The sequence below is a fragment of the Micromonospora sp. LH3U1 genome, from assembly GCF_028475105.1.
In the GTDB taxonomy this organism is placed as follows: Bacteria; Actinomycetota; Actinomycetes; order Mycobacteriales; family Micromonosporaceae; genus Micromonospora.
This window is the reverse complement of the sequence record NZ_CP116936.1, coordinates 6,224,507-6,245,728: the sequence shown is the minus strand read 5'-3', so window position 1 is coordinate 6,245,728 and position 21,222 is coordinate 6,224,507. Positions and strand designations below refer to the sequence as shown.

The window sequence follows — 21,222 nt, the reverse complement described above, 5'->3', positions numbered from 1 at the left end:
GCGTACGCGGATCAGCCCACGTCGAGGGGGTCGGCGAGGAGTCGTTCGAAGGCCAACTCGGCGGCCCCGACCAGAGGTGCGTCCTCGCCCAGTTTCGGCGTACGCAGTCGGACGTGTTCCAGGCAGGCACCGAGCGCGTTGGAGTTGAGCCGGCTGCGGACCTGGGCCGCCGAAGCGAGATAGAGGTCGCGCATGGTGCCGCCGAAGATGACCATCTCAGGGTTGAAGACGTTCACCAGGTTGGCCACCCCGAAGCCGAGCCAGTCGCCGGCCTGGCGGACGGCCGTCTGGGCCCGCGCGTCACCCCGGTCGGCGGCATCGAAGACTGCCAGCAGCGCGTCGCGGCCCCGGGCGTCGGAGCGTCCGGCAGCCCGGAGCAGACCGTGCTCGCCGATCTCGGTCTCCCAGCAGCCCCGGGAGCCGCACTCACAGGGCCTGCCGTCGCGGACCACCTTCATGTGGCCGACCTCGCCGCCGTACCCACCGTGCCCGGTCAGCCGGCGCCCACCGGCGATGATGCCGGCACCGACGCCGACGTCGCCGTACAGGTAGAGGACGTTGTCGCAGTTCGCCGCCACACCCCGTGTGTGCTCGGCGAACGCGGCCACGTCGGCCACGTTGCCCACCGTGACCGGCACGTCGATGCCCAACTCGGCGCCGAGTGCCGCGCCGATCGGCTCATCCACCCAGCCGGTGGTCGGGCCGAGCCGGACCAGGCCGTCGTCGCGGCGGACCATGCCGCAGACCGCGACGCCGGCACCGACGCAGATCGCGTCGGGCGGCACCATCTGCTGCATCTCCTTGACCGCGCCGGCCAACAGTGGCGCTGCCTCCGCGGCCAGCAGTCCGCGCGGTCGGTCCAGATCCCGGCGGTCCAGGACCGCCCCGCCCAGCCCGATCCGGGCGGCGCGCAGCCGGTCCACCTCCACCGAGTACGCGTACGCGTAGACCCGGGCCGACTCGGGCCGGACGACCAGTGACGGTCGCCCGGCCCGGCCGGTCTCCTTCGGTGCGCCTTCGCTGACCAGCCCCACCGCGGACAGGTCGGCGGTGAGCGCACCGATGGTGCTGCGGTTGAGACCCAGCGTGGTGGTCAGTTCGGCGCGCGTGGTCGCCCCGTGGACGTGCACATGCCTCAGCAGAGCCCCGAGGTTCTGCCGCCGGACGTCGTCCTGGCTCGGTCCTGGGCGCATCGTGGTGCTACCTCCCGCGGTCAGCGGGTGCCGGTGGCTGCCGCGCGACGGCGGGAGAGCGCGTCGACGCTGGCGGCGAGCAGCAGCACGACGCCGGTGACCACGTACTTGACTCCCGCGCTGTAACCCATCAGGCCCATTCCGTTTTCGATGACCGCGACCACCGCGCCGCCGAGCACGGCGTCGAGGACCCGGCCCTTGCCGCCGAAGAGGCTGGTGCCGCCGATCACCGCCGCGCCGACCGCGTAGAGCAGTACGTTACTGCCCCCCGTGTTCGGGTCGACGGAGTTGGCTCGGCTGGCCGCCACGATGCCACCGATGGCGGCCATCGACGAGCAGATCACGAAGACCGAGATCCTGATCCGGTCGACGTCGATGCCGGCCCGGCGGGCCGCTTCCCGGTTGCCGCCCACGGCGTAGATGTGCCGGCCGTAGCTGGTGCGTTGCAGCACGAAGGTCCAGATGACCAGCAGCACCACGATGATCGGCACCACGATCGGCACACCCTTGAGTGAGCTGATCAGGACGTTGCGGCTGCGCTCCAGGTTGAGCACGTACACCGCGGTGCCGAGGATGACGGCGAGCCCGCCGATCCGCAGCGCCACCACCGCGATCGGGTCGGTGATCAGACCACGGGCCGCCCGGTTGCGGTGGCGCAGCAGTTGCACCGCCGCGTAGCCGAGGACCGCGAGGGCGGTCAGTGCCCAGCCCAGCGTGGGGGCGAGGTTGCGGTTGGCGATGGCGACCAGCACCTCGTCGCGGACGGAGATGTTGGTGCCCTCCTTGACGAGCAGCAACACGACGCCCTGGAAGGCGAGGAAACCGGCGAGAGTGACCACGAAGGACGGGATGCCGATCTTCGCGACGAGCATGCCGAGCGCGGTGCCGATCACCACACCCGTGGCGACCGCGGCGAGCACGGCGACCCACCAGGGGTAGCCGAGCACGGTGACCACATTGGCCAGCACCGCCGCGCAGACGCCGCTGGCGAAGCCGGCGGAGAGGTCGATCTCGCCGAGCAGCAGCACGAAGACCAGGCCCATCGCGATCAGCGTGACCGCCGCACCCTGGGTGAAGAGGTTGGCGAAGTTGCCTGCCGACAGGAACGACGACGGCCGCATGATCGCGAAGACGGTGCAGAGCACGATCAGGCCGAGCACGGCCGGTAGCGCGCCGACGTCGCCACCGCGTACCCGACTGAGGTAGTTGCGGACGTGGCCTCCGACGGTCGGCGGGGGTGTGACGGACGCGGGGCCGTCCTTCCGCACGGCGGTGGTGGTCATCGGACGCCTCCTGAGGTCGAGTCGGCCGGCTGCGGGCCGTCGCCGTTGCTGCCCGGGTCGGTGGCGAGGCCGAGCCCGCCCGAGCGCCCGGCGGTGATCAGCTCGACCACCTGGGCGTGGGTGATGTCGGTGGTCTTCACCTGGGCGACCATCTGGCCGAGGTAGAGCGCGGCGATCCGGTCGGAGACGGCGAAGACGTCGTTCATGTTGTGCGAGATGAGCACCACGGCCAGGCCGTTGTCGGCGAGGCGGCGGACCAGTTCGAGCACCTGGGCGGTCTGTGCGACGCCGAGCGCGGCGGTCGGCTCGTCCAGGATGACGAGCTTGCTGTTCCACAGCACCGCCTTGGCGATGGCTACGGTCTGGCGCTGGCCGCCGGAGAGGCTGGACACGTGCTGACGCAGCGAGGTGACGGTGCGGATGGAGAGCCCTGCCAGCGTCTCGGCGGCGAGCTGTTCCATGGTCGGCTCGTCCAGGACGATGCCGCTGCGCCTCTCCCGGCCCAGGAACATGTTCTGCACGATGTCCAGGTTGTCGCAGAGCGCGAGGTCCTGGTAGACGACCTCGATGCCGAGTGCGGCGGCGTCGCGAGGGCTGCCGATATGTACCGGTTCACCGTTGAACAGGAACTCGCCAGCGTCGGTGGGGTGGATGCCGCTGATGCACTTCACCAGGGTCGACTTGCCGGCGCCGTTGTCGCCGACCAGTGCGGTCACTTCGCCCGGGTGGACGGTCAGGGCGACGTCGCGGAGCACCTGGACGGGACCGAAGCTCTTGTCGATCCCGCGGAGTTCCAGCAGGGGGGTCGCGGACACGGGGGTCTCCTTCTTAAGGGAGGGTCGGGGCCCGTCCGGCGGGCGCCGCCCGGCACGGGAGGGGTGCTCCCGTGCCGGGCGGCGATGGTCGTCCCGGCGGGTACTGCGGCGTCGGTCAGCTGATGCCGGCTTCGGCGCAGAACTTGGTGTACGCCGCGGTGCAGACCTCTTCCTTGGTCACGTAGCCGTCGGCGATGACGTCCTTGACGCTCTCCTTGTAGATGGCCTTCGGAGTGAGCAGCACCGAGGGGACGTCCCGGTCACCGTCCTTCACCGTCTGGCCGGTGTCCTTCTTCTCACCCTTGGCGAGCGCGATGGCCAGGTCGGAGGCGGCCTTTGCCTCTTCCCGGACCGCCTTGTAGACGGTCATGCACTGGTCACCGGCGAGGATGTTCTGCAGGCCCTCGGTGCTGGCGTCCTGCCCGGTCACCGGCACCTTGCCGTTGAGCTTGTTCTTCTTCAGGATCGAGATGGCCGCGTTGCCGAGACCGTCGTTGGCGGCCAGCACGCCGTCGATCTTGCCATTGGCCTTGGTGAGCTGCTGCTCGAAGATCGTCGCGGCCTGCGCGTTGTCCCACGCCGGCACCGCGTCCTCGGGGCCCTTGGTGTATTCCTTGGCGTCGAACTTCGGCTTGAGCACCGAGTCGTAGCCGGCCTTGAACAGGGTGGCGTTGTTGTCGGTGGGGGAGCCGTTCAGGTACGCCACGACGGGGTTCTTGGCGCCCTTCTCGGTCAGGCACTTCGCCAGACCCTCGCCCTGGAGCTTGCCGACGGTCTCGTTGTCGAAGCTGACGTAGTACTGGGCGGAGCCGCCGAGGGTGAGCCGGTCGTAGTCGATGGTGGCGACGCCCTGCGACTTGGCCTTGTCGAGCACGGCCTTGCCGGTGCCGGAGTCCAGGTTGACGATCATCAGAGCGGTCACGCCGCCGGTGATCATCTGGTCGGCGATGGTCTGGAAGGCGGTCTTGTCGTTCTGGGCGTTCTGGATGTCGTACTTGACGCCAGCGGCCTCGAACGCCTCCTTCAGGAACCGACGGTCCGCGGTCTCCCAACGGGAGGAGGACTTGCTGTCGGGGAGGATCACGCCAATCTTGGGGGTCTTGGCGGAGGTGGTCGCGTCGTCGCCGGAGTCGTCGCCACAGGCGGTCAAGCCGCCGGTCGTGAGCAGGCCCACGGCGGCGATGGTGAGGATCCCCTTACGCATGTGCAGGGTCCTTTCGGGGGTGGGGGAGGTGTTGTTTTGTTGTGTCCGGCAACGTATTTCGCGTCACACCGGCTCCACAAGACTGCGCAGGTGCCAAGTTTGTTGGGAGCGATAACAATTCAGCAACGCGACTGTTACTTCTCGGCTACCCAGGAGGAGTCGGCCGTAATGAAAGCCGTCAGCGGCTCTGCAGCGGGGCCGTGCGGGCGTCGGTCAGCGTCACCAGATCCGCCGCGGCCAGTTCGAGTTGCAGGCCGCGCCGACCAGCCGAGATGTAGATCGTCGGGAGGCCCAGTGCGGAATCGTCCAGCACGGTGGGCAACCGCCGACGCTGCCCGAGTGGGCTGATCCCCCCGCGTACGTAGCCGGTGGCCCGCTCGGCGACAGCCCGGTCGGCCAGCACCGCCCGCTTGCCACCAACCGCTGCCGCGAGCGCCTTGAGATCCAGCTCGCCGGTGACCGGAACGACCGCCACGGTGAGCGCGCCGTCGACCTCGGTCACCAGCGACTTGAACACGCGCTCCGGTGCCACGCCGAGCGCCGCCGCCACCAGGGCGCCGTAGTTCGGTGCGTCCGGCGCCACCCGGTACGGGTGGGTGCGATGCGCGACTCCCCGCTTGACCAACAGTGCCGTTGCCGGCGTGCCCTGTCCTGCCACGTCAGCGACGCTAGTCGACCGGTCGGCCGACGAGCACCGTCGGCGCTCCGCCAACCCGGGTGAGCACCAGACTCGCCGCCGCGTCCCCGGCCAGCCGCAGGTCCCGGCGGAGCTGCTCCGGGGTGAGCGCGGAACCACGCTTGAGGATCTCCACCCGGCCCACCCGACGGTCCCGCAGCAGCGTCCGCAGGCGCTTGAGCGAGAACGGCAGCACGTCGGTGATCTCCAGGCAGCGCGCGTACGGGGTGCGGGTCGGGTGGTCGGCGTACAGGTACGCGATGCTCGGGTCGCCGAGGGTCGCGTCCAGTTCGGTGGCCAGTTCGGCGACGAGGTGCGCGCGGACGACCGCCGAGTCCGGGTCGTACAGGTATCGGCGGGGTGGCCCGACCGGCGCCTCGTCGGCACCCGAGCCGGTGAGCTGGTGGCGATGCACCTCGGCACCCACCTGGCGGTAGAGCGTGGCGCGGCGGGGCACCCCCGCCAGCTCGCCGCACCAGAGTGCGGCCTCGACCAGGTCGCCGTCCACGCCGACCCACTCCGCTTCCGCGCCGGCCGGAATGAGCGCGTGGTCCAGGCCCGGCGCGACCTTCACCACGGTGCGCGGCACCCGCTCGGCCAACCCGGTGACGAAATCCCACGGTGGCGAGTAGGCGCGTGGGTCGAAGATCCGGCGCCCGGTGCCGGTCGCTCGGCGGGCCGGGTCGCAGAAGACCCCGTCGACCCGGGAGACGTCGAACGCGGTGGCGTCGCCGCACTCGACCGTGAACAGCTCGGCCAGCCCGGCCGCCGCGGCGTTGGCGGCGGCCATCGCGGCGGTCACCGGGTCGGCCTCCACCCCGTACACCCGGATGCCGGCGCGGGCGGCGGCCAGCGCGTCGGCGCCGAGGCCGCACCCGAGGTCGGCCAGGGTGCGCACGCCGGCCGCGTGAAGCCGGGCGGCCCGCCGGTCGGCGACCACCCGGCGGGTGGCCTGCTCCAGGCCGGGGCGGGTGAGGAACATCCCAGCGGCGGCCGGGCCGAACTTGCCGATCGCCCGATGGCGCAGCTCGGCCTGAGTGAGTGCCGCCGCGGCCAACGTCGGCGGCACCCCGGCCGCGCGCAGCGCCGACGCCGCAGCCAGCGGATCACCGCCGGCCAGCCCGGTCGCCGCCGTGAGCGCGGCCGACCCCTCGGGGGTACGCAGCGCCGCCAGCTGATCGAGATCCACCCGGTCATTGTCCGGGTCGACCCGGAAATCCGGGCTGGCGGGGCGCGACTCGCTGGCACTCTCCTTGACGGAGTGCTAGCCACGGAATAACCTGCGATTAGCACTCTCACCCTGAGGGTGCCAGCTTCCGGGTCTCGCGACCCGGGCGCGCACGCCAGGCGGACCGGCACCCGCGACGACGGTCCCGCCCGGTGGCATGAGGCAATTGACGCTGGTTGGCCCCGCCGACCAGCAACGAAACCAGTACCCCAGGAGGGTATGCCCGTGACTACCGCGACCAAGGTTGCGATCAAGCCGCTCGAGGACCGCATCGTGGTCCAGGCGAACGAGGCTGAGACCACCACTGCGTCGGGCATCGTGATCCCCGACACCGCCAAGGAGAAGCCGCAGGAGGGCACTGTCCTCGCTGTCGGCCCGGGGCGCGTCGACGACAACGGCAACCGGGTTCCGGTTGACGTGCAGGTCGGCGACACCGTCCTTTACTCGAAGTACGGCGGCACCGAGGTCAAGTACGCCGGCGAGGAGTACCTGGTGCTCTCCGCCCGCGACGTCCTCGCGGTCATCGAGAAGTAACCAACCGATCAGTGACATTGCCCCGGTCCGGCTCGCCGGGCCGGGGCAATGGCGCTTCGAAGGGACATATATGGCGAAGATCCTGAGCTTCTCGGACGACGCCCGGCACCTGCTGGAGCACGGTGTCAACGCCCTCGCCGACACGGTCAAGGTCACCCTCGGCCCGCGCGGGCGCAACGTCGTCCTGGACAAGAAATTCGGTGCGCCGACGATCACCAACGATGGTGTGACCATCGCCAAGGAGATCGAGCTCACCAACCCGTACGAGAACCTTGGCGCGCAGCTGGTCAAGGAGGTGGCGACCAAGACCAACGACGTCGCCGGCGACGGGACCACCACCGCGACCGTGCTGGCCCAGGCGATGGTTCGCGAGGGTCTGCGCAACGTGACCGCCGGGACCAACCCGGCCGGCCTCAAGCGGGGCATCGACGCGGCGGCCATGAAGGTCTCCGAGGCGCTGCTCGGCCGTGCCGCCGAGGTCACCAGCAAGGAGTCGATCGCGAACGTGGCGACGATCTCCGCGCAGGACGCCACGATCGGCGATCTGATCGCCGAGGCGATGGAGCGGGTCGGCCGCGACGGTGTCATCACCGTCGAGGAAGGCTCGATGCTCACCACCGAGCTGGAAGTGACCGAGGGTCTCCAGTTCGACAAGGGCTTCATCTCGCCGAACTTCGTCACCGACCTGGAGGGTCAGGAGTCCGTCCTTGAGGACGCGTACATCCTGGTCACCACCCAGAAGATCTCGGCGATCGAGGAGCTGCTGCCGCTGCTGGAGAAGGTCCTGCAGAACAGCAAGCCCCTGCTGATCATCGCCGAGGACGTGGACGGCCAGGCGCTCTCCACCCTGGTGGTCAACGCGCTGCGCAAGACCCTCAAGGTCTGCGCGGTCAAGGCCCCGGGCTTCGGTGACCGGCGCAAGGCGATGCTCCAGGACATCGCGATCTCCACGGGCGCCGAGCTGGTCGCCCCGGAGCTGGGCTACAAGATCGACCAGGTCGGCCTGGAGGTGCTCGGCACCGCTCGGCGCGTCGTGGTCGACAAGGAGAACACCACGATCGTCGACGGCGGCGGCCAGAAGGCCGACGTCGCCGACCGGGTGTCCCAGATCCGCAAGGAGATCGAGGCCTCCGACTCCGACTGGGACCGGGAGAAGCTGGCTGAGCGGCTGGCGAAGCTCTCCGGTGGCATCGCCGTCATCAAGGCTGGTGCGGCCACCGAGGTCGAGATGAAGGAGCGCAAGCACCGCATCGAGGACGCCATCGCGGCGACCAAGGCTGCGGTCGAGGAGGGCACCGTGCCCGGCGGCGGCGCCGCCCTGGTGCAGATCCGCTCGGTGCTCGACGACGACCTGGGCTTCACCGGTGACGAGAAGGTCGGCGTCTCGGTCGTGCGCAAGTCGCTCGTCGAGCCGCTGCGCTGGATCGCACAGAACGCCGGTCACGACGGCTACGTCGTGACGCAGAAGGTCGCCGACCTGAAGTGGGGCCACGGCCTCGACGCTGCCAAGGACGAGTACGTCGACCTGGTCAAGGCCGGCATCATCGATCCGGTGAAGGTGACCCGCAACGCGGTCACCAACGCCGCCTCGATCGCGGGTCTCCTGCTCACCACGGAAAGCCTCGTGGTGGAGAAGCCGGAGCAGGCCGAACCGGCCGCCGCCGGTGGGCACGGCCACGGTCACGGCCACCAGCACGGCCCGGGCTTCTGACCCGGTAGCGACACCCGTTCCGGGGCACACCGTCGTACGGCGGTGTGCCCCGGCTCGTCTTGCCGGTCATTACCGGACGCTGACGTTGTTGGCGACCGGGCAAGATGATCGCGCACACTGGGCCGATGAGCACCACGTCGCGGCGCTACGCCGCGTTGGCCGGAGTGACCGCCGCCGCCGTCGCGATCGGGATCGCCGAACCGGTGGCAGTGCTGACCGGCCCCCGGTCGGCGCCCCTGGTCGCGGTCGGCGGGGTGGTCGTCGACGCCGTCCCCGAGTCGTTGAAGCAGTTCGCCATCGACGTCTTCGGCACCGCCGACAAGGTCGCGCTGCTGGTCGGCACGGCACTGTTGCTCGGAGGGTTCGCCGCGCTGTTCGGCGTGCTGGCGGTCCGCCGGCTGGCACTCGGCCTGGCCGGCATCGCCGCGTTCGGCGCGTTCGGCGTGGCCGCCGCACTGACCCGTTCCGGCGCGGACGCCGCCGACGCGCTGCCGTCGCTGGTCGGCGGCGGTCTCGGCGCCCTGGTGCTCTGGATGTTCATCGCCGGACCGTTCGAGCTGGACCCTGGCCCTGGTCACCACCCCTGCCGACCGCGCCCCCGCCGCGTCGGTGTCGCCCGCCGGCCCGATGCCAGAGTCGCGGGCCGAGCCGGTCACCCCGGTCACCCCGGCCGAGCCGCCGTCGGCGGCCACGATCGAGCCGGCCGGGCCTGCGGCAGTCGATCCGGAGTCGCGGCGGAGGTTCCTCACCGGCAGCGGGGTACTGCTCGGCTCTGCTGTGGTGGCCGGTCTCGGTGGGCGGTGGCTCGCCGGGCGGCGCGGGGTGTCCGCCGCTCGGGACGCCATCCGACTGCCCCCGCCGGTTGCCCCAGCGCCGGCCGTGCCGGCGGGCGCGGACCTCTCGCTGACACAGCTCGCGCCCTACGTCACCTCGAACTTCGGGTTCTACCGGATCGACACCGCGCTGGTGGTGCCCCAGGTGGACCCGGACACCTGGCGGCTGCGCATTCACGGGCGGGTCGGTAACGAGCGCACCTACAGCTACGCCGACCTGCTGGCCCGGCCACTGGTCGAGCGGTACGTCACGCTGGCCTGCGTCTCCAACGAGGTGGGTGGGGACCTGATCGGCAACGCCCGCTGGCTCGGCGTACCCCTGCGGGAACTGCTGGACGAGGTCGAGCCGGACGAGGACGCCGACCAGGTCGTCGGCCGGTCGGTCGACGGCTGGACCTGCGGCACCCCCACCGCCGCGCTGCGCGACGGGCGGGACGCGCTGCTGGCGGTCGGCATGAACGGCGAGCCGCTTCCGGTCGAGCACGGCTTCCCGGTCCGGATGGTGGTGCCCGGCCTCTACGGCTACGTGTCGGCCTGCAAGTGGGTGACCGAGCTGGAGCTGACCCGGTTCGCCGACTTCGACGCGTACTGGGTGCCGCGCGGCTGGTCCGTCGAGGGGCCGATCAAGACCCAGTCGCGGATCGACGCACCCCGGGGGCGCAACCGGCTGACCACCGGGCCGGTGACCGTCGCCGGCGTGGCCTGGGCGCAGCACCGGGGCATCCGCCGGGTCGAGGTACGCGTCGACGGCGGCGAGTGGCAGCAGGCAGAACTGGCCCCGACCGTGTCGGTGGACACCTGGGTGCAGTGGTCCTGGCGCTGGGACGCCACGCCGGGCGAGCACCAGCTCCAGGTTCGCGCGACAGACGCGACCGGCGAAACGCAGACCGAGCGTACGCAGGGCGTCGTCCCGGACGGCGCCACCGGCTGGCACACGGTCACCGTCACCGTTCGCTGACCCACCCGACATAGCGGTCGCCGCCGGGGCGTCCCGCCCTCCGCCGCCCCCGCGCCCAGCGCGCGTCGATCAAGGAGTTGTGGTGGGGGACGAAGTCGCATAAAGCATCCTCGGCCGACCACCACAAGTCCATGATCGACGGAGTCGGCCGGGGGTGCGGCTGTGGGTATGCCGCTGGCCAGCACCCCGGGGTGGGGGTGCCGGCCAGCGGTCGGTGTTCTGCGGTGGGTCAGCTGTTCCAGTGCTGGGCGACGAGGTCGGTGGCCTGCTGCTCCCACTGGGCGTAGGCGTCGGGGTAGGCGGAGACCTGGACGGTCTGCGCGGCCTGGGTCAGGGGCATGTCCTGCCACCCGTCGACCTGCTTCAGACCCTTGAGGAACGCGGTGGTGGAGTAGGCCGGGTCGGTGATCTGCTCCGGGGTACCCCAACCGCTGGTCGGGCGTTGCTGGAACAGGCCCAGCGAGTCGTGGTCGTTGGCGTCGCCGAGGTGGCCCAGGTTCTCCAACTTCGACTCCTGCAGGCTCGTCGCGATCGAGATCACGGCGGCGCGCTCGGGCAGGCCGGCCTTCTTCGTGGCGGCGATGATCGCCTTGACGTTGGCGGTCTGCTCGTCGTTGAGGGTGATGCGGGACTGGTCGCCCTGAGGCGTGGCTGTCTGCACCGCGACCGCAACCGGCTTGCCCTCGACCGGGGTGGCGGCGTGGGCGGCGATCGGGCCGGCGAAGACACCACCGGCGAACGCGAGACCAGCAACGGACAGCATGCTCTTACGAATGATCGTGTTCATGGGGGTTAGCTCCTTCGGGGGTAAGGACACCCGCACCGCTCGGGGGGTCGGTGGTGCGGGTGTGAGCACCTCGTCCGGCGCTGCACATACAAAGGGGGAAAGGTCTGGGGTCGGCGGCCTACGGGCGGTGGCTCGTGGCGCCGGGTTCAGGTGTAACGACCGGGGGCCGGGGGTCATTCCGGGGGTGACCCATCCATCGGCAGCCTCGTGGAGGCGGTGGCCGGGTGGTCGTTCGTGAGGGCTGTAACGACCGGGCGGGGCCCGGCATTCCAACCCCGGGGGGATCGGCTTTCCAACCCCTGGGGGTGGGGTGGTGGGCCGGTGGTGGTGCTGCGATCGTCAGGGTATGTAACGGCCCCGGGCCGGCCATGATTCCGACCCACGGGTGCGACCAGTCACAACCCAACACCGCCTTCGATCGGACAAACCGCCCACAAGGCCACGCGCCCGCAGGCCCAATCACCCCGGACCGGGCATGATCCACTCGCGTTCACGGATGTCGGGCGTCCGGGACGCCTCGATACCCCCGTATCACCAAGACCGAGTCGATCATGAGCGCCTCGGTGTCGGGCAGGACGCCAGACCCCGACGGCGCGCCGATCAGGGTGTGATCGTCGATCTGTGCTCGGGAGACGCTGAACCGCGCCCCCGGTGCGGGAGCGCGGTTCAGCGGATATCAGGGGATTTGTCGGGTCAGGCGACGTTGCGTTGGGCCGGGACGGTCGACTTGTGCGGGCGGCCCAGTCGGGCCTCCAGTCGCGTGACGTCGACCCGGGCCTGCCGGCGGTCCGCCAGATCCTCCCAGCCGACGGCGAGCAGTCGCAGCCGCTCCGACTCGCTGAAGCCGCCCCACACGCCGTACGGCTCGCGGACCGACAGCGCGTGCGCGGCGCACTCGGCGCGGACCGGACAGGCGCGACAGACCGACTTGGCGGCGGACTCGCGACGCAGTCGGGAGGAGCCCCGCTCGCCGTCGGGGTGGAAGAACTGGGCGCTGTCGCGCCCTCGGCAGGCACCGAGCCGCTGCCAGTCCCAGAGATCGACGATGGGTCCGGGCAGTCTACGTACGTTCGACATCAGCACCCCTCCTCCCGCGCGGCTCCGCGAGAATCCTTGTGGCCGGTATCCGGGCGGCGGGCCGCGCAGGCGCACCGTTCCCGGCCTGGATGTCCCGGTACCCGGGCTGTCGCCGACTCACACGTGTGTGATCGAAAACGTCCTAGAAATCGCGGCTTTTGTCCGATCTGTCGGAAAAGTTCGAAGGATTGCCGGGAACCCCCTCCCCAGCCGACCCCGTCATGGTCTGCTCGTTGGCGGAGAGGAGACCACAGTGCGTACCGTCCTTGTGTGCGTTCGGACACCACTCGCGGCCCAGCACCTTAATTCTGCTGCCGCGCGACTGGGGTTGTCCGCAATCGTTCGTACCGCCGTCTCCGATCCTGAGGTGATGCTGCGGTTGGCTGAGCGACCGGCCGACGTCGTGCTGGCCGACACGGCTCTGACCCGGCCGGACAGCGCCGGCTTCGTCCGTCGGGTGTTGGCCCGCGCGCCGCAGGCCGCGGTGCTGCTGCTCGGCACCGAGGAGTCCGAGGCCGCGGCGGCCACCATCAGCGCCGGTGCCCGAGGTCTCATCCAGAATGTCGACCAGGACCTGACCAGCGCGGTGGCCAAGGCTCTGCTGCTGCTCACCGCGCCGGGCCGGGCCTCCCGACAGCGGATCACCGATCCGGCCCGGGATGCCGCGGCGGTGGGCGGTTCGAGTCGTTCCGGGCCGTCGTCGCGCGGCTCCGGTGACCCCAGTTGGGCGGCCAAGCCTGGCGAGGGGTCGACGGGTGTGCCGTCGGTGCCGGTGCAGCGGGGTGACGACGAGGCTGAGTCAGCGACCGGCGAGTCGGCAACCGACCAGACCGATCCGGCCCGTCCCGCCCCGAACACCCGGCCGACTCGGGCGTCGATCGGCCTCACCGAGCGTGAGCTTCAGGTGCTGCTCGGGATGGCCGAGGGCAAGAGCAACGCGGAGATCGGCCGTGAGTTGTTCGTCTCGGAGGACACCGTCAAGACGCACGCCCGCCGGTTGTTCCGCAAGCTTGGCGCCCGGGACCGGGCGCACGCGGTGGCAGCTGGTTTCCGCGCCGGCCTGGTCGCCTGAGGCACCCGCCGCCCACGATCGTCACGGGGTGGCGGTCGGGGCGTCCGGCTCGTCGTCGGTGCCCTCGGTGAGGGTGTCGTGCACCCCGTCCGCGTATCCACGGGCGTAGTCCCAGGTCACGTAGTGGTCCGGGTCGGGGTCGTACGCGGGCTCGTGCACCCGGGGTCGACCCGAGTTGAGCAGGTGCCGAAGGTTGCCCCGGAGCAGGTCCCAGTCGAAGTAGTGCGGCTCCCGGCAGTCCTCGCATTCGATCACCAGCCCACGGACCCCGATCGGGGCCAGCAGAGCCTGGTAGATCTCCAGGTCGGCCAGGTCTTCCAACACATCCTGCCGCTCGACGTCGGTCAGCGGATCCGGCGTCGCGTCATCGCCCGGGTCATCCAGACCCGCAGTCGGATCGGCCGGGTCGCCATTGAACGGGTCGATGGGCTCGTCGTGCACCCCCTCACCGTAGACCCAACGCGGCGCGGACGTCCGCCCCCCGGCCTCGCGCCAGGCCGGCCCGCCACGGACGGGTCGCCCAGCTCACTGGGTACGATGAGGCGACGTGCCGGCACCGTGGCGCGCTCCGGTGCCCGCCCGCGCCACCTCGCTGAAGCCCATCCGAGCAGCTCAGGGGAGCAATCGTGGAAAATTCGCCCAGCACCGATCTTCCGGGCGGCGTCGAGCGCGCCGACCTGGGCGGCCACCTGCCCGAACTGCCGGCTGGCTCTGCCCGGGTGGTTCCGCTCGGGCTCACCTTCGACGACGTGCTGCTGCAGCCGGGCGAGTCGGACGTGGTGCCCAGCCGGGTCAACACCCGGACGAAGCTCACCCGCAACGTCGAGTTGTCCATTCCGCTGCTGTCCAGCGCGATGGACACGGTGACCGAGGCCCGGATGGCGATCGCCATGGCCCGCCAGGGCGGCATCGGCGTGTTGCACCGCAACCTCTCCATGGAGGACCAGGCGCTCCAGGTCGACCTGGTCAAGCGCTCCGAGTCCGGCATGATCACCAACCCGGTGACCGCCAACCCGGACGACACGCTGCGTGAGGTCGACGAGCTGTGCGGGCGTTACCGCATCTCCGGCGTGCCGGTGGTGGACGGCGACGGCCAACTGGTCGGGATCGTCACCAACCGGGACATGCGCTTCGTCTCCGAGCCGGACACCCCGGTCCGCGAGATCATGACCCACACCCCGCTGATCACCGCCCGGGTCGGGGTGAGCAAGGACGACGCACTGGCGCTGCTGCGCCAGCACAAGGTCGAGAAGCTGCCGATCGTCGACGACTCGGGCCGGCTGCGCGGCCTGATCACCGTCAAGGACTTCACCAAGAGCGAGCAGTACCCGGACGCCAGCAAGGACGACGCCGGCCGACTCCGGGTCGCCGCCGCCATCGGTGTCGGCGAGGACGCCTACAAGCGGGCTCGCGCCCTGGTCGACGCGGGCGTCGACGTGCTGATCGTGGACACCGCGCACGGCCACCAGCGGGCCGTTCTGGACATGGTTCGCCGGCTCAAGGCCGACGTCACGATCGACATCATGGGCGGCAACGTGGCCACGTACGCCGGCGCGAAGGCGCTGGTCGACGCCGGCGCCGACGGCGTCAAGGTGGGCGTGGGGCCGGGTGCGATCTGCACCACCCGCATCGTCGCCGGAGTCGGCGTGCCGCAGGTGACCGCGATCATGGAGGCGGCTCGGGCCGCCCGCCCGGCCGGCGTGCCGGTCATCGGCGACGGCGGGATCCAGTATTCGGGCGACATCGCCAAGGCCCTGGTGGCCGGCGCCGATACGGTGATGCTCGGCAGCCTGCTGGCCGGCTGCGAGGAGAGCCCCGGCGAGCTGATCTTCGTCAACGGCAAGCAGTACAAGGCGTACCGCGGGATGGGGTCGCTCGGCGCGATGCAGTCCCGGGGCCAGGCCAAGTCGTACAGCAAGGACCGCTACTTCCAGCAGGACGTGCTCAGCGACGACAAGCTGGTCCCGGAGGGCGTGGAAGGTCAGGTGCCCTACCGGGGGCCGCTGTCCCGGGTGGCCCACCAGCTGGTCGGCGGGCTGCGACTGGCCATGGGGTACGCCGGTGCGGAGAACATCCCCGATCTGCACCACCGGGGCCAGCTCATCCGGATCACGGCGGCCGGGCTGAAGGAGAGCCACCCGCACGACATCCAGATGACCGTCGAGGCGCCCAACTACCACACCCGCTGACCCACCACCCCCAACCACCTGGAGTCCCCCATGCGTGACGTGGTCGAGATCGGGCTGGGCAAGACCGCGCAGCGCGGCTACCACCTGGACGACATCGCCATCGTGCCGAGCCGCCGCACCCGGGACGTCGACGACGTCTCCACCTCGTGGCAGCTCGACGCGTACCCGTTCGGCATTCCGTGCGTCGGCCACCCCTCCGACGCCACCATGAGTCCGTCGTCGGCGGTGCGGCTCGGGCAGCTCGGCGGTCTCGGCGTGCTCAACGTCGAAGGGCTCTGGACCCGCTACGAGAACCCGACCAAGGTGCTCGACGAGCTGGCCAGCCTCGACGAGGAGGCCCGCGCCACCAAGCGGCTCCAAGAGGTGTACGCCGAGCCGATCCGCCCGGACCTGATCGCTGAGCGGGTACGCGAGCTGCGCGCCGGTGGCGGCACGGTGGCGGTGCGGGTGTCCCCGCAGCACACCTTGGCGCTGGCCCCGGTGATCCTGGACGCCGGGGTGGACATCCTGGTCATCCAGGGCACCATCGTCTCGGCCGAGCACGTGTCGACCACCGACGAGCCGCTGAACCTCAAGGAGTTCATCGCCGACCTCGACCTGCCGGTGATCGTCGGCGGCTGCACGGACTACAAGACCGCTCTGCACCTGATGCGCACCGGCGCGGCTGGTGTGATCGTGGGCATCGGTGGCGACGAGTGGTCGACGACCGAGTCGGTGCTGGGCATCCGGGTGCCGATGGCCACCGCGATCGCCGACGCCGCGGCCGCCCGTCGTGACTACCTCGACGAGACCGGTGGCCGGTACGTGCACCTGATCGCCGACGGTGACATCCAGACCTCGGGCGACATCGCCAAGGCGCTGGGCTGCGGCGCGGACGCGGTGATGCTCGGTGAGCCGTTGTCGCTCTGCGACGAGGCGCCCGCCGGTGGTGCCTGGTGGCACTCGGCGGCGAGCCACCCGTCGCTGCCGCGGGGTGCCTTCGAGGTGGCCGGTGAGCCGCTCGGGTCGATGGAGCAACTGCTCTTCGGTCCGGCGGACGAGGCCGACGGTCAGCTCAACCTGTTCGGTGGGCTGCGTCGGGCGATGGCCAAGTGCGGTTACCGCGACCTGAAGGAGTTCCAGAAGGTCGGCCTGGTCCTCGACCGCTGATCTTCTCGTCAGACGCCGGAAGGCCGGCCCCGCCACGGTGCGGGGCCGGCCTTCGTCGCGTTCAGCCGGGAATCACTTCTTGACGTAGATGGTCAGGTCGGACATGTTGCGGTAGCTGGTCGCCGCGAAGTCGAGCGACTGGCCCTTGTTCTCCGTGCCGCCGGGGGCGGTGTCCATCTCCCAGTTGGCGTGGTGGAAGTTCCGCTCGCCGATGGTCTGGAAGAACTGCTGGAAGTTGATGTCGCCCTCGCCCAACGGAACCATCTGGTGGCCGTTGGGCACGCTGGTGTCCCGGTCACCGTCCTTGGCGTGGAAGAGCGGGAACCGGGTGGTCCGGTCGGCCACGGTGAGGATCGGGTCGAACAGGTCGGTCACCTCGTTGCCGGCCGGGTTGACGTACTTCTGGTGCTTGTAGCGGGCCACGTAGGCCCAGTAGATGTCGAGCTCGAAGAAGACGTACCGCGGGTCGGTGATCTCGAAGAAGTACTCCAGCCGTCGGATGCCGGAGGATCGGGTCTGCCGGCCCTGGGCGTCGCGGGGGCCACGGTCGATCAGGAAGCTGTACGCGACGTCGTGGTTGTGCGTGTAGAGCCGCATGCCCCGGGCTCGGGCCTGCCGACCCAACTCGTTCCAGATGTCCGCGGCGGCGTCCCACTCGGCCTTGTACGCGCTGCTGGTCGGGTCGCTGCCGGTGCCGATGTTCTTCATGCCGAGTTCCTCGGCGATGTCCAGCTGCTGCTGGAAGGTGGCCGCCTGGATGGAAGCGTGGGTGCCGTTGGCCACCAGGCCGTTGTCGTCGAGGATCTTGCGGATCTCGGCGGGAGTGATCTGCCGGCCCAGGATCTCGGTGCTCTGGGTGTAGCCGGCGAACTCGATCTCCTTGTAGCCGATCTCGGCGAGCCGGGCGAGGACGCGCTCGAAGCCGTAGGGCACCCCGCTGTCGTCGGGCGCGGCGGTGATCCGGTCGCGGACGCTGTAGAGGATGATGCCGCGGTTCCTGGTCGGGATCAGCGGCTCGACCCGCAGCTTGCTCGCGTTGCCGGGGTTGGCGAGCGCGGGGGTGCCGGTGGCGAGGACCGGCAGGCCGGCCGCACCGATCGCGGCGGCGGCGCTGGCGGAGGCGGCGAGCAGGGACCGGCGGCTGAGCCGGCCGGTACGGGAGGCGTCGGATGCGGTGTGGTCTGGCATGGTTCCACCTTTCGCGACGGCGGTAGCCGTCGATGACGATCAGCAGAGGTGCGACGAGGTCCGGTCGCGGGGCGCCGCCGAGCGCCCGCCGCGCGTGGTCGGCCAGGGCGCGGGTGTGCCGTCCCGGCCGTGATCGGCGTGAATGTTCCGAGCACGTTACATCTTGGAGACAGACACTAACGTCGGTCTAAGTCAAAAGAAAGTATTGATCGACGGGAACTTTTGTTTGTTTAAACGAAAGTTACTGATGATCGTCGATACAGGCTGCGCGACGGGCGGCGCTGACTACGCTCGTCCTGACCGGGGATTGCCGCAGGAGGAGTGTGCATGGTCCTGACCGGACGGACACCGGTCAGCCGTCGACTGGCCACCACGGCCACCGCGCTGACCTGCGTCATCGGGCTGTCCGTGGCGGGTTGCACGGGCGACGACAGCGACGGGTTCCGGCCCGGAGCGGCCGACGCGGGGGACCCGTACGTGCCGGGGCGCGGCAACGGCGGCTACGACGTCAGCCACTACGGCCTGGACATCCGCTACGACCCGTCGACCGACCGGCTGACCGGTCGAGCCGTCATCACGGCCACGACCACTCAGGACCTGTCCCGGTTCAATCTCGACCTGGACGGCCTGGACGTCAGCGCCGTCACCATCGGTGACGCACGAGCCGACCACCGTCGCGACGACGGCGAGTTGGTGGTGACCCCGCGCGACAGGCTCTCGCGCGGCCGACAGTTCACCGTGACGGTCGACTACGCGGGCGTACCCGACCCCGTCGTCGACGGGTCGTTGGGCAGCGGCGGCTTCCTGCACACCGCCGACGGCGCGGTCGCGGTCGGCCAACCCGACTCGGCCGCCACCTGGTTCCCGGTCAACGACCATCCGTCGGACAAGGCGAGCTACGACCTGGCGGTGACCGTCCCGGACGGCCTGGCCGCACTGAGCAACGGGGTGCCCGGGCCGAAGAGCAGCGCCGACGGCTGGACCACCTGGCGCTGGTCGGAGCGCGCCCCGATGGCCAGCTACCTGAGCATGCTGGTGATCGGTGACTACCGGGTGGTGACTGGCACTCACGCCGGCCGGCCGATGGTCACGGCGGTGGCGGCGAGCCTGCCGCCGGCCGGCGGCGCGGCCAGCTCACTGGCCCGCACCGGTGCGATCGTGGACTTCCTGGCCAGCCGCTTCGGCCCGTACCCGTTCGACTCCTACGGCGGCATCGTCATCGCCGACGACCGGATCGGGTACGCCCTGGAGACCCAGTCCCGCCCGGTCTACGGGCCCGCCTTCTTCGCGGACGACCGGCCCAACCCGGGCGTCATCGCGCACGAGCTGGCCCACCAGTGGTTCGGCGACAGCGTGTCGCTGAGCAGGTGGAGCGACATCTGGCTCAACGAGGGCTTCGCCAGCTACGCCGAGTGGCTGTGGGAGGAGCACGACGGCGGCCGGACCGCCCAGCGCAACTTCGAGCTCCAGTACGCGGCGACGGACTGGTCGCAGCCGTCGGTCGAGCCGGGCCGGGAGCAGATGTTCGGCACGGCCGTCTACAAGCGCGGGGCGCTCGCAGTGCACGCGTTGCGCCGGACCGTCGGCGACGACATGTTCTTCCGCATCCTGCGCACCTGGACCACCGAGCGGGCGGCGGGTAACGCGACCACCGCGGACCTCGTCGCGCTGGCCGAGCGGGTGGCGGATCGGCAGTTGCGCCCACTCTTCGACGCCTGGTTGGTGGGTGGGTCAGCTCCCACACTGCCGTGACGAGTCGCGCTGGCCGGTGGATATGCTCCCGCCTGCGAACGGCGGGGAGCCGCCCGTTCGCGCGGAGCGGCGTACGCCGCCACCGCCACCGTACGGGGAGGATGTCGAATGCGGGTGACGCGGCACGGACTGCGGATGGGCGTCGGTCTGCTGGTGACCGGGGCACTCGCACTGTCCGGATGCGACTCGACGGCCCCGGCGGCGGGGCCGTCACCGAGCGCGTCCGCCACACCGCAGCGGACGTTCACCGCGGGCGCGGCGGGGGTCGGCGACGCCTACTTCCCGACCTACGGCAACGGTGGCTACGACGTCGGGCGGTACACGGTCAAGGTGCGCTACGACCCTGCCAAGGACCAGCTGACCGGTACGACCACCGTGCAGGCCACCGCGACGGCGGACCTGTCGACGTTCAACCTCGACCTGGCCGGCCTGACCGTCACCGCGGTCACCGTGGACGGCGTACCGGCGACCCACGCTCGGGAGCGCAACGAGCTGGTCATCAAGCCGGCCTCCGGCCTGATCAACGGCAACGGGTTCGTCGCCGAGATCACCTACAAGGGGGTGCCGAAGCCGCTGACGAACGAGACGCTCGGTGACGGCGGCTTTCTGCACACCTCCGACGGTGCCATCGCGCTGGGTCAGCCCGAGTCGGCCAGCACCTGGTTCCCGGTCAACGACCACCCGTCCGACAAGGCGGCCTACGAGTTCGAGGTCACCGTTCCGGACGGCCTGACCGCGGTCAGCAACGGCGTTCCCGGCGGTAAGACCAGCACGGATGGTTGGACCACCTGGAAGTGGTCGGAGAAGTCGCCGATGGCCAGCTACCTGAGCACGCTGGTGATCGGCAAGTTCCGGATCACCACTGCGCAGCACAAGGGCCGCCCGGTGTACAGCGCGGTCACCACCACCGTGGCCAAGGGCGCCGCCGATGCGTCGATCGCGCAGACCGTCAAGGTGGCCGACTATCTGGAGAGCGTGTTCGGGCCGTACCCGTTCGACGCGTACGGCGGTGTGGTGGTCTCGGACAGCCGGATCTCCTACGCGTTGGAGACGCAGAGCCGCCCGGTCTACTCGGCGACCTTCTTCCGGCAGGGCGAGAACACCGAGGTGGTCGCCCACGAGCTGGCGCACCAGTGGTTCGGTGACAGCGTCGCGCTGGCCAAGTGGGAGGACATCTGGCTCAACGAGGGCTTCGCGACGTACGCCGAGTGGCTCTGGGCCGAGCACACCAAGAAGTACACCGCCAAGGAGGCGTTCGACATCCGGTACGCCAGGGTGCCCGCCCAGGTGTGGAAGACGCCGCCGGGCAAGCCGGGGGTCGACCAGTTGTTCAGCGAGTCGGTGTACCAGCGCGGTGGCATGACCCTGCACGCCCTGCGGGTGGCCGTCGGCGACAAGGCGTTCTTCGAGATCGTCAAGACCTGGGCGGCGGAGAAGAGCAACGGCACCGCCACCACGGCCGAGTTCGTGGCCCTCGCCGAGCGCATCTCCGGCAAGCAGCTGGACGCGGTCTTCGACGCCTGGCTCTACGGAACGAAAAAACCCGCCCTGCCCAAGAGGCTCTAACCCACCC

Annotated in this window: 17 protein-coding genes and 1 pseudogene; 8 read left to right on the top strand and 10 right to left on the bottom strand. The window is 70.4% G+C overall.

Features of this window, described 5'->3' with window-relative positions; translation table 11 throughout:
- Positions 1 to 11 precede the first annotated feature (11 nt).
- The 6 genes from PCA76_RS28590 to PCA76_RS28565 all read right to left on the bottom strand — a co-directional run bounded on the left by PCA76_RS28590 (position 12) and on the right by PCA76_RS28565 (position 6,360).
- Positions 12 to 1,193: an ROK family protein gene (locus PCA76_RS28590; protein ID WP_272613532.1), complete on the bottom strand. Its 1,182-nt coding sequence runs from the start codon at positions 1,191 to 1,193 to the stop codon at positions 12 to 14.
- 20 nt (positions 1,194 to 1,213) lie between these two features.
- Positions 1,214 to 2,476 carry a sugar ABC transporter permease gene (locus PCA76_RS28585; RefSeq protein ID WP_272613531.1) on the bottom strand — a complete coding sequence of 421 codons (1,263 nt, stop codon included), beginning with the start codon at positions 2,474 to 2,476 and terminating at the stop codon, positions 1,214 to 1,216.
- Entirely contained in the window at positions 2,473 to 3,291 is an 819-nt protein-coding gene (locus PCA76_RS28580; protein WP_272613530.1) for an ATP-binding cassette domain-containing protein, read from the bottom strand. The genes PCA76_RS28585 and PCA76_RS28580 overlap by 4 nt, the downstream gene beginning before the upstream one ends.
- Positions 3,292 to 3,406: 115 nt before the next feature.
- The gene (locus tag PCA76_RS28575; protein ID WP_272613529.1) at positions 3,407 to 4,495 is read right to left on the bottom strand and encodes a sugar ABC transporter substrate-binding protein; all 1,089 of its coding nucleotides are present in this window, start codon (positions 4,493 to 4,495) and stop codon (positions 3,407 to 3,409) included.
- A 178-nt stretch (positions 4,496 to 4,673) separates the two neighbouring features.
- Positions 4,674 to 5,153: a Cys-tRNA(Pro) deacylase gene (gene ybaK, locus PCA76_RS28570; RefSeq protein ID WP_272613528.1), complete on the bottom strand. Its 480-nt coding sequence runs from the start codon at positions 5,151 to 5,153 to the stop codon at positions 4,674 to 4,676.
- A 10-nt stretch (positions 5,154 to 5,163) separates the two neighbouring features.
- Complete coding sequence (locus PCA76_RS28565) at positions 5,164 to 6,360, bottom strand: THUMP-like domain-containing protein (protein WP_272613527.1); 1,197 nt, start codon at positions 6,358 to 6,360, stop codon at positions 5,164 to 5,166.
- A 258-nt stretch (positions 6,361 to 6,618) separates the two neighbouring features.
- On the opposite strand from PCA76_RS28565, the gene groES reads away from it, so the two are divergent.
- From groES to PCA76_RS28550, 3 genes and pseudogenes are all read left to right on the top strand, one after another.
- A complete protein-coding gene (gene groES, locus PCA76_RS28560; RefSeq protein WP_030330046.1) occupies positions 6,619 to 6,933 on the top strand; it encodes a co-chaperone GroES in 315 nt (104 codons plus the stop codon).
- A 70-nt stretch (positions 6,934 to 7,003) separates the two neighbouring features.
- On the top strand, positions 7,004 to 8,644 hold the full coding sequence (gene groL, locus PCA76_RS28555) for a chaperonin GroEL (RefSeq protein WP_272613526.1): 1,641 nt from the start codon (positions 7,004 to 7,006) through the stop codon (positions 8,642 to 8,644).
- Positions 8,645 to 8,769: 125 nt separating this feature from the next.
- Positions 8,770 to 10,435, top strand: a pseudogene (locus tag PCA76_RS28550) (molybdopterin-dependent oxidoreductase).
- Positions 10,436 to 10,664: 229 nt separating this feature from the next.
- Here PCA76_RS28550 and PCA76_RS28545 read toward each other — a convergent pair.
- Both PCA76_RS28545 and PCA76_RS28540 read right to left on the bottom strand, forming a co-directional pair.
- Entirely contained in the window at positions 10,665 to 11,222 is a 558-nt protein-coding gene (locus PCA76_RS28545) for a hypothetical protein (protein ID WP_272613525.1), read from the bottom strand.
- A gap of 693 nt (positions 11,223 to 11,915) precedes the next feature.
- A complete protein-coding gene (locus tag PCA76_RS28540; RefSeq protein WP_272613524.1) occupies positions 11,916 to 12,299 on the bottom strand; it encodes a WhiB family transcriptional regulator in 384 nt (127 codons plus the stop codon).
- Positions 12,300 to 12,552: 253 nt separating this feature from the next.
- Here PCA76_RS28540 and PCA76_RS28535 point away from each other — a divergent pair, with 253 nt between their 5' ends.
- On the top strand, positions 12,553 to 13,371 hold the full coding sequence (locus PCA76_RS28535) for a helix-turn-helix transcriptional regulator (RefSeq protein WP_272613523.1): 819 nt from the start codon (positions 12,553 to 12,555) through the stop codon (positions 13,369 to 13,371).
- A gap of 21 nt (positions 13,372 to 13,392) precedes the next feature.
- On the opposite strand, the gene PCA76_RS28530 is transcribed toward PCA76_RS28535, so the two are convergent.
- Complete coding sequence (locus tag PCA76_RS28530) at positions 13,393 to 13,812, bottom strand: DUF5319 domain-containing protein (protein WP_272613522.1); 420 nt, start codon at positions 13,810 to 13,812, stop codon at positions 13,393 to 13,395.
- A 185-nt stretch (positions 13,813 to 13,997) separates the two neighbouring features.
- On the opposite strand from PCA76_RS28530, the gene guaB reads away from it, so the two are divergent.
- Together guaB and PCA76_RS28520 are read left to right on the top strand one after the other, a co-directional pair.
- Positions 13,998 to 15,560, top strand: coding sequence for an IMP dehydrogenase (gene guaB / locus PCA76_RS28525; protein WP_272613521.1), 1,563 nt, complete (start codon positions 13,998 to 14,000; stop codon positions 15,558 to 15,560).
- 30 nt (positions 15,561 to 15,590) lie between these two features.
- Entirely contained in the window at positions 15,591 to 16,709 is a 1,119-nt protein-coding gene (locus PCA76_RS28520; protein ID WP_272613520.1) for a GuaB3 family IMP dehydrogenase-related protein, read from the top strand.
- Between the two features lie 72 nt (positions 16,710 to 16,781).
- Here PCA76_RS28520 and PCA76_RS28515 read toward each other — a convergent pair whose 3' ends face one another.
- Entirely contained in the window at positions 16,782 to 17,897 is a 1,116-nt protein-coding gene (locus tag PCA76_RS28515) for a sugar phosphate isomerase/epimerase family protein (RefSeq protein ID WP_272613519.1), read from the bottom strand.
- A 327-nt stretch (positions 17,898 to 18,224) separates the two neighbouring features.
- Between PCA76_RS28515 and PCA76_RS28510 the strand changes: the two genes are divergently transcribed.
- Together PCA76_RS28510 and PCA76_RS28505 are read left to right on the top strand one after the other, a co-directional pair.
- On the top strand, positions 18,225 to 19,649 hold the full coding sequence (locus PCA76_RS28510; protein ID WP_272613518.1) for a M1 family metallopeptidase: 1,425 nt from the start codon (positions 18,225 to 18,227) through the stop codon (positions 19,647 to 19,649).
- A gap of 108 nt (positions 19,650 to 19,757) precedes the next feature.
- On the top strand, positions 19,758 to 21,215 hold the full coding sequence (locus PCA76_RS28505) for a M1 family metallopeptidase (protein ID WP_272613517.1): 1,458 nt from the start codon (positions 19,758 to 19,760) through the stop codon (positions 21,213 to 21,215).
- Positions 21,216 to 21,222: the final 7 nt, after the last annotated feature.

What these genes read in the sequence shown, in the direction of transcription:
- PCA76_RS28540 (WP_272613524.1), bottom strand. Translation starts at nt 12,299, where the DNA reads ATGTCGAACGTACGTAGACTGCCCGGACCCATCGTCGATCTCTGGGAC.
- PCA76_RS28520 (WP_272613520.1), top strand. Translation starts at nt 15,591, where the DNA reads ATGCGTGACGTGGTCGAGATCGGGCTGGGCAAGACCGCGCAGCGCGGC.
- PCA76_RS28585 (WP_272613531.1), bottom strand. Translation starts at nt 2,476, where the DNA reads ATGACCACCACCGCCGTGCGGAAGGACGGCCCCGCGTCCGTCACACCC.
- PCA76_RS28575 (WP_272613529.1), bottom strand. Translation starts at nt 4,495, where the DNA reads ATGCGTAAGGGGATCCTCACCATCGCCGCCGTGGGCCTGCTCACGACC.
- PCA76_RS28515 (WP_272613519.1), bottom strand. Translation starts at nt 17,897, where the DNA reads ATGCCAGACCACACCGCATCCGACGCCTCCCGTACCGGCCGGCTCAGC.
- PCA76_RS28545 (WP_272613525.1), bottom strand. Translation starts at nt 11,222, where the DNA reads ATGAACACGATCATTCGTAAGAGCATGCTGTCCGTTGCTGGTCTCGCG.
- PCA76_RS28505 (WP_272613517.1), top strand. Translation starts at nt 19,758, where the DNA reads ATGCGGGTGACGCGGCACGGACTGCGGATGGGCGTCGGTCTGCTGGTG.
- PCA76_RS28590 (WP_272613532.1), bottom strand. Translation starts at nt 1,193, where the DNA reads ATGCGCCCAGGACCGAGCCAGGACGACGTCCGGCGGCAGAACCTCGGG.
- groL (WP_272613526.1), top strand. Translation starts at nt 7,004, where the DNA reads ATGGCGAAGATCCTGAGCTTCTCGGACGACGCCCGGCACCTGCTGGAG.
- groES (WP_030330046.1), top strand. Translation starts at nt 6,619, where the DNA reads ATGCCCGTGACTACCGCGACCAAGGTTGCGATCAAGCCGCTCGAGGAC.
- PCA76_RS28510 (WP_272613518.1), top strand. Translation starts at nt 18,225, where the DNA reads ATGGTCCTGACCGGACGGACACCGGTCAGCCGTCGACTGGCCACCACG.